Source organism: Halomonas sp. H5 (genome assembly GCF_050613175.1).
Classification (GTDB): Bacteria; Pseudomonadota; Gammaproteobacteria; order Pseudomonadales; family Halomonadaceae; genus Bisbaumannia; species Bisbaumannia salifodinae.
In genome coordinates this window covers 2638737-2651104 of the sequence record NZ_CP192510.1, presented here as the reverse complement: position 1 = coordinate 2651104, position 12368 = coordinate 2638737, and the positions used below count along the sequence as shown (strand labels likewise).

Genomic DNA, 12368 nt, shown 5'->3' with positions numbered 1-12368 from the left:
GGCGGCTCAGCCGTTGTCGTCACCCCGCCCGCTGTGGCAGATTGACAACACTTTACCCGGGCGGCCTATCAAACGCTCGACCGAGTATCTAACGAAGGGTTACAAGAACCAGCCCGCCGGTTCTAACCACACGGGTTCGACTTTCCTGAACCAAGCGAGGACACCATGAAAGTACTCGTCGCGGTCAAACGCGTCATCGACTACAACGTCAAGATCCGGGTCAAGCCGGACCACTCCGACGTCGATCTTACCAACGTCAAGATGGCCATGAACCCCTTCTGCGAGATCGCCGTGGAAGAGGCGGTGCGCCTGAAAGAGAAGGGTGTGGCCAGCGAGATCGTGGCCGTGACCGTGGGTCCCAAGGCCGCTCAGGAGCAGCTGCGTACCGCCCTGGCGCTGGGCGCCGACCGGGCCATTCATGTGCAAACCGAGGCGCCCGTCGAGTCCCTGGCCGCCGCCAAGGTGCTGGCCAAGGTGGTCGAAGAGGAGCAGCCGGGGCTGGTGATCCTCGGCAAGCAGGCCATCGACAGCGACAACAACCAGGTGGGCCAGATGCTGGCGGCGCTGGCCGGCCTGCCCCAGGGTACCTTCGCCTCCGAGGTGGTGGTCGACGGCGACAAGCTGCAGGTGACCCGCGAGATCGATGGCGGCCTGCAGACCGTCGAGCTGTCGCTTCCGGCCATCGTGACCACCGACCTGCGCCTGAACGAGCCGCGCTATGCCAAGCTGCCCGACATCATGAAGGCCAAGAAGAAGCCGCTGGACGTCAAGTCGCCGGCCGATCTCGGCGTCGAGGTGGCGGCCAAGGTCAAGCTGCTCAAGGTCGAGCCGCCGGCGGAGCGCCAGGCCGGCATCAAGGTGGGCTCCGTGGACGAGCTGGTCGATAAACTGAAGAACGAAGCGAAGGTGATCTCATGAGCATCCTGGTACTCGCCGAACAGCATGATGGCCAACTGAGCAGCGCCACCGCCCATGTGGTCGCCGCCGCGAAGCAGATCGGTGGCGATATCCACGTGCTGGTGGCAGGCCAAGGCGTGAGCGCCGTGGCCGAGGCCGCCGCCAAGCTCGACGGCGTGGCCCAGGTGCGCGTCGCCGACCACGCCGTCTATGCCCACCAACTGGCCGAGCCGCTGGGTGACCTGCTGGTGGCACTCGCCGACGACTATAGCCATGTGCTGGCCGCGGCCTCCACCACCGGCAAGAACGTCCTGCCGCGTCTGGCGGCCCTCAAGGACGTCGGCCAGATCTCCGAGATCATCGGGGTGGAGAGTGCCGATACCTTCCGTCGCCCCATCTATGCCGGTAACGCCATCGCCACCGTGCAGAGCGAGGATGCGCTGAAGGTGATCACCGTACGCGCCACCGCCTTCGATGCCGTGGCCGACGTTGAAGGAGAGAGCGGCGGTGCCGCCATCGAGGCCGTGGAGACCGTGGTCGACAACGTTCGCTCTGCCTTTATCAAGGAAGCACTGGCCGAGTCCGACCGCCCCGAGCTGGGCAGTGCCCGGGTGGTGATCTCCGGCGGCCGCGGCATGGGCAACGGCGAGAACTTCAAGCTGCTCGACGGCATCGCCGACAAGCTGGGCGCGGCCATCGGCGCGTCCCGTGCCGCCGTCGACGCCGGCTTCGTGCCCAACGATATGCAGGTCGGCCAGACCGGCAAGATCGTCGCCCCGGACCTCTACATCGCCGTGGGCATCTCGGGGGCCATCCAGCACCTGGCCGGCATGAAGGACTCCAAGGTGATCGTCGCCATCAACAAGGACGAGGAGGCGCCGATCTTCCAGGTGGCGGACTATGGATTAGTCGCCGACCTGTTCCAGGCCCTGCCGGAGCTCGAGCAGAAGCTGTAAGGCGGTCCACCTGGAAACCTCCCAGGTGGCGCTCTCGACAGTCGGTGGATTAGTCGCCGACCTGTTCCAGGCCCTGCCGGAGCTCGAGCAGAAGCTGTAAGGAAGGTCGGGATCTTCCAGGTCGCGCTCTCGACAGTTAGCGGCTTGGTCGCCGATCTCTTCGACGCCCTGCCGGAGCTCGAGCAGAAGCCGCAAGGCTGTAAGGAAGATCGAAGTTTCAAAATGCCGGAGCCGGCCCCCATTTGGGGGCCGGTTTTTTGCGGTTATGACCACCCGAGATGATTGATAATTATTATTGTTTGGGTTAGCGTATTGCACCGCTCGATCATCATTTCAGGGAGGCGAGAGTGAAGATGACCGCCAGAGAGTCATGGCGTATCCGCTGTCTAGGGGGGTTGCTGGGCCTGATCCTGGCCATGCCTGCGTTGGCGGAGACGCCCCTGGCCGAGAGCCTGGAGGCCCAGCGGGCTCAGGCGGCATGGCAGGCGCGCATCGATGCCGCCGATGACGAGAGTCGCGCCATGCTCGAGGAGCTGCGGAGCCTGGAGGCGGAGACGCGACGCCTGCGCCAGGAGAGCGATCGCCTGGCACCGGGCCTCGCCACTCGGAGCGAGCGCCTCGACCGCCGCGAGGCGGCACTCGATGCCCTGGCCGATACCCGGGAGGCGCTGCCCGAGCTGCAGGAGGCGCTGATCGAGCGCCTCGATGCCTGGGTGGCGGCCGATCTGCCCTTCCTGCGGGAACAGCGCCAGGCCCGCGTCACCGCCCTGGAGGCGAGTCTCGCCGACCCCGATCTCAATGACGCCGAGCGCCTGGAGCGCATCCTGGCAACCTGGCGCACCGAGCTCGAGTATGGGCGTGAGCTGGATGCCTGGCGCGGTTACCTGGACGGGGAGGCGCGCCGTGAGGTGGACTTCCTTCGCCTGGGGCGCGTCGGTTTCTACTACCTGACGCCGGATGGACGCCAGGGCGGCGTCTGGCTGGCGGAGCAGGGGAACTGGGTCGCCTTGGATGACGCCGAACGACGCCAAGTGCGCCAGGGCCTGCGTATGGCCCGCGATCAGCGGGCGCCGGAGTTGCTGCGGCTGCCGGTCTCCCAGCCCCTGGAGAACACCCTGGCGGAGGATGACGCATGACACTGTTGCGACGCGGTGCCGTCTGGCTGCTGGGCGGCTGGCTCGCCATCGGCGTGCTGGCCCCCGCCCAGGCCGAAACGGCCGATGAGCCCCTGAGTAGTCTGCGTGCCGAGCGGGAGGCCGCCGAGGCCCGTGACCGGGCGCGCCTCGCCGACCTGTTGGATGACCGGGACGCCCTGGCGGCGGCCCTGGAGGACGCGCGGCAGGCCCATGCCGAGGTCACCGCCCGTCACCGTGAGCTCGTCGAGCGTCAGGCGGTGCTGGATGAGCGCCGCGATGCGTTGGCCGAGCGCCAGGCGGAGCAGGATGCCGGGCTCTCCAGCATCCTCGCCAGCCTGGCTCGGCATAGCGGCGAGCTGCGTGACGCCCTGGCCGAGAGCTGGATCGGTATCACCGGCGCCGACTTGTTGCCCGCGCGCCTGGAGGGGGAGGAGGTCTTGTCGCTGATCGACTTGGAGGCCTTCGCCGATACCCTGATGGCGCTGACCGCCGAGACCGCCCGGGTGGTGCGTTTCGAGGCGCCGGTGGCCGCGGCGGACGGCGAGATCACCCCGCGCCCCGTGGCGCGCCTGGGAGACTTCGCCGCCTTTACCCCACAGGCCCTGCTGCGCCCCGGGGCCGACGATCGCAGCCTGGCGATGGCCGAGGGCACCCCCCGTGATGTCATCGCGGACCTGGCCGCCTTCCACGCCGGCGAGTCGCGGACCCTGGCGATCGATCCCACCCATGGCGAGGTGCTGGCGGCCCTGGCCCAGCAGCCAAGCCTCTGGGAGCGCTTCCAGCAGGGGGGGGCCGTGGGCTATGTGGTGGTGGCACTCGGTGGCGCCGGCCTGCTGGTGGCACTGCTCCAGTATGCCTACCTGCTGCGGGTCAGCCTGGCGGTGCGTCGCCAGCGTCGTGGCCTGGGCGAGCTGCGCAACGATAACCCCCTGGGGCGGGTGCTGGGCCGCTTCCGTAGCCTCTCGGAGGAGGCCCATCCGGTGCCCGAGGCCCTGGAGGCGCGCCTCGACGAGGCGGTGCTGGCCGAGCTGCCGCGCCTGGAGCGCGGCCAGCCACTGGTCAAGCTGCTGGCGGCGGTGGCCCCGCTGCTGGGCCTGCTGGGTACCGTGACCGGCATGATCGTCACCTTCCAGGCCATCACCGTCTTCGGCACCGGCGACCCCCAGCTGATGGCCGGCGGCATCAGCCAGGCCCTGGTCACCACGGTGCTGGGGCTGATCACCGCCGTGCCGCTGCTCTTCGCCCACACCGCCCTGGCCGGCCGCAGTCGTCAGTTGGCCGGCGTGGTAGAGAGCGAGGCCTGCGCCGCCCTGGCCGAGCACCTCGAGGGGCGCGGCACGGGGGCCGGCACTGCCAAGGAGCGCGAGCGTCGTGATCCCGCCCTGGCTTGAACCCCTGGAGCGCCTGGTGGAGGCGGGCGGGGCGGTGCTGGTGGTGATCGCCCTGGTGGCCATGTTGCTCTTCGCCATGGCCCTGGAGCGCATCTGGTATTTCCGCGTCACCTATCGCCGCGCCCGCCGCGAGCTGATCCGCGGCTGGGTGGCGCGGGGCGATCACGTTAGCTGGAGCGCCCTGACCCTGCGTGAGGCCTGGACCCAGGCGCTGCTGCGGCGGCTGCGTCGGCCGCTGCCCTGGCTCAAGCTTCTGGTGGGGCTCTGCCCGCTGCTGGGGCTGCTGGGCACCGTGACCGGCATGATCAGCGTCTTCGATAGCCTGGCGCTAAGCGACAGCGGCCAGGCCCGGGCCATGGCCGATGGCGTGGCCCGGGCCACCCTGCCCACCCTCACCGGCATGGCCGTGGCCGTGGTGGGCCTGCTCTTCACCAGCCGCCTGGAACATATCATTCGCCGCGAGGACCAGCGTCTGCACGATCGCCTGGCCCGGGCCGTGGAGGAACGTCATGCGTAGGCGCCGTCTCGTCGCCGATGGCGGCGACGCCAATGAAGTCAACCTGACCCCGATGCTCGACGTGGTCTTCATCATGTTGATCTTCTTTATCGTCACCACCAGTTTCATCAAGGAGAGCGGGGTGGAGATCGATCGCCCCGAGTCCAGTGCCGCCACGCCCCAGGCCGAAGCCCAGGTGATGGTGGCCATCACCGCCGAGGGAGCGGTCTGGGTGGATGGGCACGCCGTGGATCGTCATCGGGTCGGCGACAGCGTGGCGGACCTGGTCAGCGGCGATGGCTCGGTGGTGATCCAGGCCGATCGCGAAGCCGCTACCGGCCTGTTGATCGAGGTGATGGATCGTATTCGCGAGGCCGGCGTGGAGCAGGTGGCGGTGGCCGCCACCCGGAGCGGTTCATGACCCGGGTGCCTTTCTCGGCGCTGGGCGGCGGCGCCCTGGCGTTGTTGCTGTTCTGGCTGCTGGCGCTGCTGGTGGCCCCGCCGGAGGCGGATATCGACGTCCTCGATGTCTCCATGAGCATGGACCTGGTGGAGGCCCCCGAGGCGGTGCCCGAGGAAGCCGCCGCCGAGGCGGCGCCGCCGGTGGAGGCCGCGCCGCCCCCGCCGCTGCCGGAACCGGCACCACCCCAGGCGAGCCCGGTCAGCCTGCCGGAGCCGGAGTTGCCGCCGCAGGAGTTCGAGCCGGTGGAGCTCGACGAGCAATTGCCCGAGTTGGCCGAGGCGCGTCCGGAACCGCCGCCCGAGCCGACGCCGGAACCCGCCCCGGAGCCGACGCCCGAGCCCGCCCCGGCACCCAGCCCCAGCGAGGCACCGGCCGAGAACGCCGAGGCCAGCGAGCCCGCCGGCGCCCCGGCCCAGGGGGAGGTCAGTGAGGCCCCGGTGGAGGTGGGCGCCCTGGCCCCCACCAATCGCGTGCCGCCGGACTATCCGAGCCGGGCCCAGCGTCGTGGCATCGAGGGCCATGTGGAGCTGCGCTTTTTGATCCGTGCCGACGGCAGCGTAGATCCCGACTCCATCCAGGTGATCTCGGCCCGGCCGCGCAATGTCTTCGATGGCGCCGCCCGGCAGGCGGTGGCCCGCTGGCGCTTCGAGCCGGCCCAGGGGCTGCGCCGCGCCCAGCAGCGCCTGGAATTCCAGCTAAGGTAAGCAAGCCGATGTTCCACTCTCTTTTCGTGCCCCTGGCTCTGGCGCAACCGGCGCCGCTCGCTGCCCCCATCCATGGCCTGGAATTCCCGCTAAGGTAAGCAAGCCGATGTTCCGATCTCTTTCGTGCCCCTGGCTCTGGCGCAACCGGCGCCGCTCGCTGCCCCATCCATGGCCTGGAATTCTCGCTAAGGTAAGCAAGCCGATGCTCCACTTTCTTTCGCGCCCCTGGTGGCGGCGCTCGCTGCCCCCATCCATGGCCTGGAATTCCCGCTAAGGTAAGCAAGCCGATGTTCCACTCTCTTTCGCGCCCTCTGCTGCTGACACTGAGCCTCTGGCTGGCCGCGCCCCTGGCGCTGGCCGAGCCGGCCCTGTCCGGTGCCACCATCCGTGACCTGGAGGCGCTTCAGCAGCGCCTGACGGCGGGGGAGGGGGCATCGGTGGCCGAGCGCGCCGCGGCCCAGGTCGAGCGCCTGGCTTCCGGCAATGCCGCCGACCGCTGGGCCGCCGCCCTCTATGCTCAACTGGCCGGCCACGCCGAGGCCCGGGCCGGCCGTCACGCCGCCGCCGCCAATCATCTGGCCCGAGCGCGTGCACTGGGGGACGACGAGGCCTCGCGGCAGCGCTGGCGGCGTCAGGAGGCGGAGCTGCGCCTGACCGCGGGGCAGACCGCCCGGGGCGCCGAACTGCTCGAGGCCTGGGTGCGTGAGCATCCCGAGGTGCGGGCGCCACGCTGGCGCCTGGTGCGTGCCCTGGCCGAGCTGGGGCGTTGGGAGGCCGCCGCCGATTGGCTGCCGACGGGCGGCTCGCCCGACCAGCAGGCCCTGGCCGCCACCGTCTATCAGCGCGCCGGACGCGGCGGCGAGGCCCTGGCGCGTCTGGAGGCGCGGCTGGAGAGTGGCGCCGACGCCGAGACCTGGCGTCGCGCCGTGGGCCTGGCCCAGCGCCTGGGTCGCCACGCGCAGGCCGCGGCCCTCTGGGAGGCGGGCTGGCGGGAAGGCGTCTTCTCGGGGAGCGAGGATCTCGAGCGGCGTATCCGCCTGCACCTGGCCGGGGGTACCCCGGCCCGGGCCGCCGAGCTGTTGGAAACCGCCCTGGCCGAGGGCGCCCTGGAGGAGCGTCTCGAGTACCGCCGCCTGCTGGCCCAGGCCTGGGAGACGGCCCGGGACCGGGAACGTGCCCTGAGCGCCTGGCGCGCGCTGGCCGAGGCCAGCGGGGCGGCGGAGGATTGGCTTAACCTGGGGCGCCTGGCCTATGCCTGGGGGCGGGACGACACCGCCGCCGACGCCTGGGAGCGGGCGGCGGCCCTGGGCGAGACGCGGGCCGAGGCCTGGCTGGCCACCCTGGATTCCACCGAGGATTCTTGGCGAGCCCCTTGATCCGGGGGGGGCGTTGTGAAAGGCCAAGGAGCGCTGGGGGCAGGTCAGAGCGGGGGTCCTATGCCAGGGGTGAGGAGCACGGCTCCGAACGGGTAGGCCATGGATGGCCTACCCCGGCCCTGCAAGCGGAGCAGGATGCGAGAGCGAAGCAGGGCATCGGTAGCGCCCATGGATGGGTTTACCGCGCCCCGCGAGGGCCTGCCCCCAGGATAGCTCCGTGCCTTGCACGGGCCTTGACTGGCCTAGAGGGCCAGTTCGGTCCAGACCGGGGCGTGGTCCGAGGGGCGCTCCATGCCGCGCAGCGCGTAGTCGATGCCGGCCTCCTCGACTCGCCCGGCCAGCGGCGCGGTGACCAGGATATGGTCGATGCGCAGGCCCCGCTTGGGCTCGCGATCGAAGCCCTTGGAGCGGTAGTCGAACCAGCTGAAGCGATCGTCGACGTCCGGGTAACGCACCCGGTAGCTGTCCACCAGGCCCCAGGCCTTGATGCCCTCGAGCCATTCCCGCTCCACCGGCTGGAAGCTGGTCTTGCCCTCCCGCAGCCAGCGCTTGCGGTTGGCCTCGCCGATACCGATATCCTGATCCTCCGGGGAGATATTGAAATCCCCCATCACCGCCAGGCGCTCATCCGGGCGGTGATCCTCCGCGAGCAGGCGCTGGAGCTGGGCATAGAACCGGCGCTTGTGGGGAAACTTCACCGGGTGGTCGACATTCTCCCCCTGGGGGAAGTAGCCGTTCCACACCGTCAGGGGCTCGCCGCCGCCGGGGCGCAGGCGCACCCCGATCATCCGTCGCTGGGCCTCCTCGGCGTCATCCGGGAAGCCATAGAGAACCTTCTCCGGCTCGCCGCACTGGGTGGGGTCGACCATCAGTGCCACCCCGTAGTGGCCCTTCTGGCCATGGTAGTAGACCCGGTAGCCCAGGGCCTCCACCGCCTCGCGGGGAAACTCGGGGTCATCCACCTTGGTCTCCTGCAGGCCGATCAGCGCCGGGCGATGGCTCGCCACCAGCGCCTCCAACTGGGGGAGGCGGGCGCGGATACCGTTGATATTGAAGGAAACCAGGCGCATCATTCGTCGTCCTTGTCGGGGCGCTTCGGGTGGATCTCGATCTGCGGGGCCTGCTCCTGTCGGGCCTGCTTGCGCTCCGCCTGGCGCTTGCGCTGGTCGACTTTCTTCTGCTGGAAGCGCTGCGACGACCCGACCTCGTCGGGGTTCTCGTGTCGCCACTTCTTGTAGTCCTTGCGCCGGCCGGTGCGGATGGTCACCCGGTCGGCCAGGGAGCGGGTCTTTTTCTTGCGAGTCATGAGTAGCGGCTCCATTGCGCGTTGGCCGCCTATTCTAGCAGGGCGGTCGCTGCCTGAGACAGCTTGGCGAGCCCTGACGGCCAAGCCCTGCTACAATAGCGGGCTTGGAATCGCCCGGGCATGTCGCCAGGCCACATCCACTGAACGATTTGGGACAGAATCACAGCCTATGAGCGAGTCGGAAACCCCCACAGCAGCGGCCCCGCAGCCGGCCCAGAACCGCAAACCCAAGCGTCGGCGCCGCAAGCCGCGCAAGTCCGGGTCCAGTTGGGACCTGCGCCAGTTCCAGGTGCCGGCGGTGGCGGGCAAGTGGCGCTTCCACGACTTCGACCTGCCGCTGCCCCTGATGCGGGCCATCCATGCCCTGGGCTTCGAATACTGCACCCCGATTCAGGCCGAGGCCCTGGCCAAGACCCTGCTCGGTGGCGACGTGGTCGGCAAGGCCCAGACCGGCACCGGCAAGACCGCCGCCTTCCTGATCTCGATCCTCGCCTACTTCCTGGAAGAGGAGGCCCCCGACGGTCAGAAGCCCGGCGCGCCCCGGGCGCTGATCGTCGCACCGACCCGCGAGCTGGCGCTGCAGATCGAGAAGGATGCCAAGGCCCTGGCCCGCTTCACCCAGCTCAATGTGGCCAGTGTCGTCGGCGGCATGGACTATCAGAAGCAGCGCGACAACCTGGGCAAGACGCTCGATATCCTGGTGGCCACCCCGGGGCGCTTGCTCGACTTCCACGAGAAGCGCGACGTCGACCTGACCCAGGTCGAGGTGCTGGTGCTGGACGAGGCGGATCGCATGCTCTCCATGGGCTTTATCCCCGACGTCAAGCGCATCATCCGCCACACCCCCAAGAAGGAGGAGCGCCAGACCTTCCTGTTCTCGGCCACCTTCACCGAGGACATCCTCAACCTGGCCAGCCAGTGGACCCATGAGCCGGCCCAGGTCGAGATCGCCGTCACCGTCGATAACCAGGCGGATATCGATCAGCGGGTCTATATGCTCAGCGATGCCGACAAGCAGCGCCTGTTGGTCAAGCTGCTGCAGCAGGAGAGCTTCGAGCGGGTCATCGTCTTCGGCAACCGCCGTGACCTGGTGCGCAAGCTCGACGAGCTGCTGCGCCAGGCCGACATCAACGTGGCCATGCTCTCCGGCGACGTGCCCCAGAACCAGCGCATCACGACCCTGGAGCGCTTCCGCGAGGGCGAGGTGCGGGTGCTGGTGGCCACCGATGTGGCGGGCCGCGGCCTGCATATCGATGACGTCAGCCATGTGATCAACTACACCCTGCCGGAGGATCCGGAGGATTACGTGCACCGCATCGGCCGTACCGGCCGGGCCGGCGCCAAGGGCGTGTCGATCAGTTTCGTGGGCGAAGAAGACGCCTTCTCGCTGCCGGAGATCGAGCGCTATATTGACGCCAAGCTGCCCTGCGAGCATCCGCCGGAAGGCCTGCTCTGAGGCCATGCTCGACGAGGCCCTGAAGGGCGAGATTCAGACCGCCTACCGGCGCCTGCTGGAGGGGCTCGAGCTGACGCCCCGCTATGGCCAGCGGCTGATGATCGCCGAGATCGCCCGTACCCTGGCCGGCATCCAGGCCGACGAGGCCGGCAAGCGGCTCAGCGACGAGCACATCTGCGTGCTGGAGGCGGGCACCGGCACCGGCAAGACCCTGGCCTATCTGCTGGCGGCACTGCCGGTGGCCAAGGCCCGCGGCAAGCGCCTGGTGGTGGCCACCGCCACCGTGGCCCTCCAGGAGCAGGTCCTGCACCAGGACCTGCCGTTGCTCAAGACCCATAGCGGCCTCGATTTCGACTTCGCCCTGGCCAAGGGGCGCGGTCGCTACCTCTGCGTGGCGCGCCTCGATCAGGCCCTGGAGGGCGGCGAGGAGAACCCCACCCTGGCGCTCTTCGAGCAGGCCCTCGACAGCGGCGACGATTTCCAGGCCCTGGCCAAGGCGATGGGCGAGGCCTATGGCGGCGGGCGCTGGGAGGGCGATCGCGACGCCTGGCCCGAGGCCATTGAGGATGCCCATTGGCGACGTTTGACCATCGATCATCGCCAGTGCACCAATCGCCGCTGCGGCCATTTCTCCGCCTGTGCCTTCTTCCGCGCCCGGCGTCGCCTGGAGGGCGCCGACGTCATCGTCGCCAACCATGACCTGGTGCTGGCGGACCTGGCCCTGGGCGGTGGGGTGGTGCTGCCGGCCCCCGGCGAGTGCATCTATATCTTCGATGAGGGGCACCACCTGCCGGACAAGGCGATCGAGCACTTTACCCACCGCTTCGCCGTCAACGGCGCCCTGCGCTGGCTGGGCACCCTCAAGAAGTCGCTCACCGAGCTCAATGCGGCGCTCGCCGTGCAGCCCACCCTGGCACGCCTGCTGGCGACCCTGCCGGAGGCCCTGGCGGCCCTGGAGCCGCGCCTCGGCGAGGTGTTCGGCCTGGCCCATCAGCTCGCCGAGCTGCCCGAGGGGGTCGGCGAGAGCGCCCAGCATCACCGCTTCCCCATGGGCGAGGCGCCCCAGGCGCTGCGCGACCAGGCCGCCGCCCTGGTACCGGTATTCGCCGAGATGAGCCGCACCCTGGAGAGCATGGCGGATATCCTCCGCGAGAGCCTCGACCCGGAGAAGTCCACCGGCCTGCCCCGGGAGCAGGCGGAGGCCTGGCTGCCGCTGGTGGCCCTGCTGCATGGCCGTGCCCTGGAGGCCCACGCCCTGTGGCTGGCCTTCGCCGAGCAGGACGATCCCGCCGAGCCGCCCCGGGCTCGTTGGCTGACCTTCGAGCGCTTCCAGGGCGAACCGGAACTGGCGATCTCGGCGAGCCCGGTGTCGGCGGCGTCGACCCTGGCCCGCCACCTCTGGGGCAGCTGCTATGGCGCCGTGGTCACCTCGGCCACCTTGACGGCACTGGGGCGCTTCGAGCGCCTCCAGGAGCGCGCCGGCCTGGCCAACCGTTACCGCTACCAGCGCCTGCCCAGTCCCTTCGATTATTCCCGGGCGGTGCTCAGCGTGCCCCGGGAGGCGGTGGATCCGGGCAACCGCGAGGCTCACGAGGCGGCCATCCTCGACTTTATCGGCGGCCTCGGTGCCGACGAGGCGGTGCTGATGCTGTTTTCCTCCCGGGCCCAGCTGCGCGCCGTGGAGAAGGCCCTGCCCAAGCCCCTCGCCGAGCGGGTGCTGGCCCAGGACCGCCTGCCCAAGCGCGAGCTGATCGAGCGCCACCGGGCACGGGTGGATCAGGGGCAGGGCAGCATCATCTTCGGCCTGGCCAGTTTCGCCGAGGGCATCGACCTGCCCGGCGCCTACCTGACCCATGTGGTGATCACCCGGCTGCCCTTCGCGGTGCCCGACGATCCGGTGGGGGCGACCCTGGCGGAGTGGATCGAGAGCCGCGGCGGCAACGCCTTTATGCGCATCAGCGTGCCGGACGCCTCCATCAAGCTGGTCCAGGCCTGCGGGCGACTGATCCGCAAGGAGGCCGACCAGGGGCGCATCAGCCTGCTCGATCGCCGGGTGCTGACCCGTCGCTATGGGCGCGCCCTGCTCGATGCCCTGCCGCCCTTCGTGCGCGAGATCGACGGGGTGCGCCAGGGATAGGCGGTTAGGCTTTTATCGCCACACACGACAGGGCCCGCCGGTTGGCGGGC

The 12368-nt window shown here is 69.6% G+C and carries 12 protein-coding genes; 10 read left to right on the top strand and 2 right to left on the bottom strand.

From position 1 onward, the window contains the following. Positions 1-165 precede the first annotated feature (165 nt). The 8 genes from ACQ1W9_RS12305 to ACQ1W9_RS12270 all read left to right on the top strand — a co-directional run bounded on the left by ACQ1W9_RS12305 (position 166) and on the right by ACQ1W9_RS12270 (position 7419). Positions 166-918, top strand: a complete 753-nt coding sequence (locus ACQ1W9_RS12305) for an electron transfer flavoprotein subunit beta/FixA family protein (protein WP_346063140.1) — start codon at positions 166-168, stop codon at positions 916-918. Beyond that, positions 915-1853 (top strand): electron transfer flavoprotein subunit alpha/FixB family protein, encoded by a 939-nt coding sequence (locus tag ACQ1W9_RS12300; RefSeq protein ID WP_431023635.1) that lies wholly within the window; start codon positions 915-917, stop codon positions 1851-1853. The genes ACQ1W9_RS12305 and ACQ1W9_RS12300 overlap by 4 nt, the downstream gene beginning before the upstream one ends. A 353-nt stretch (positions 1854-2206) precedes the next feature. Continuing rightward, complete coding sequence (locus ACQ1W9_RS12295; RefSeq protein WP_431023634.1) at positions 2207-2989, top strand: DUF3450 domain-containing protein; 783 nt, start codon at positions 2207-2209, stop codon at positions 2987-2989. After that, the gene (locus tag ACQ1W9_RS12290) at positions 2986-4380 is read left to right on the top strand and encodes a MotA/TolQ/ExbB proton channel family protein (protein WP_431023633.1); all 1395 of its coding nucleotides are present in this window, start codon (positions 2986-2988) and stop codon (positions 4378-4380) included. Before ACQ1W9_RS12295 ends, ACQ1W9_RS12290 begins: the two co-directional genes overlap by 4 nt. Beyond that, positions 4364-4897 carry a MotA/TolQ/ExbB proton channel family protein gene (locus ACQ1W9_RS12285; protein ID WP_431026444.1) on the top strand — a complete coding sequence of 178 codons (534 nt, stop codon included), beginning with the start codon at positions 4364-4366 and terminating at the stop codon, positions 4895-4897. Before ACQ1W9_RS12290 ends, ACQ1W9_RS12285 begins: the two co-directional genes overlap by 17 nt. Next, a complete protein-coding gene (locus ACQ1W9_RS12280; RefSeq protein ID WP_346063136.1) occupies positions 4890-5297 on the top strand; it encodes an ExbD/TolR family protein in 408 nt (135 codons plus the stop codon). Before ACQ1W9_RS12285 ends, ACQ1W9_RS12280 begins: the two co-directional genes overlap by 8 nt. Beyond that, a complete protein-coding gene (locus tag ACQ1W9_RS12275) occupies positions 5294-6043 on the top strand; it encodes a TonB family protein (protein WP_431023632.1) in 750 nt (249 codons plus the stop codon). The genes ACQ1W9_RS12280 and ACQ1W9_RS12275 overlap by 4 nt, the downstream gene beginning before the upstream one ends. Positions 6044-6330: 287 nt before the next feature. Beyond that, positions 6331-7419: a hypothetical protein gene (locus tag ACQ1W9_RS12270; protein ID WP_431023631.1), complete on the top strand. Its 1089-nt coding sequence runs from the start codon at positions 6331-6333 to the stop codon at positions 7417-7419. 242 nt (positions 7420-7661) lie between these two features. On the opposite strand, the gene xthA is transcribed toward ACQ1W9_RS12270, so the two are convergent. Together xthA and ACQ1W9_RS12260 are read right to left on the bottom strand one after the other, a co-directional pair. After that, positions 7662-8489 (bottom strand): exodeoxyribonuclease III, encoded by an 828-nt coding sequence (xthA, locus tag ACQ1W9_RS12265; RefSeq protein ID WP_431026443.1) that lies wholly within the window; start codon positions 8487-8489, stop codon positions 7662-7664. Further along, on the bottom strand, positions 8489-8725 hold the full coding sequence (locus ACQ1W9_RS12260; RefSeq protein WP_346063133.1) for a hypothetical protein: 237 nt from the start codon (positions 8723-8725) through the stop codon (positions 8489-8491). The genes xthA and ACQ1W9_RS12260 overlap by 1 nt, the downstream gene beginning before the upstream one ends. A 169-nt stretch (positions 8726-8894) precedes the next feature. On the opposite strand from ACQ1W9_RS12260, the gene ACQ1W9_RS12255 reads away from it, so the two are divergent. Together ACQ1W9_RS12255 and dinG are read left to right on the top strand one after the other, a co-directional pair. Beyond that, on the top strand, positions 8895-10181 hold the full coding sequence (locus ACQ1W9_RS12255) for a DEAD/DEAH box helicase (protein ID WP_431023630.1): 1287 nt from the start codon (positions 8895-8897) through the stop codon (positions 10179-10181). A 4-nt stretch (positions 10182-10185) separates the two neighbouring features. Continuing rightward, positions 10186-12318 carry an ATP-dependent DNA helicase DinG gene (gene dinG, locus ACQ1W9_RS12250; protein ID WP_431023629.1) on the top strand — a complete coding sequence of 711 codons (2133 nt, stop codon included), beginning with the start codon at positions 10186-10188 and terminating at the stop codon, positions 12316-12318. Positions 12319-12368: the final 50 nt, after the last annotated feature.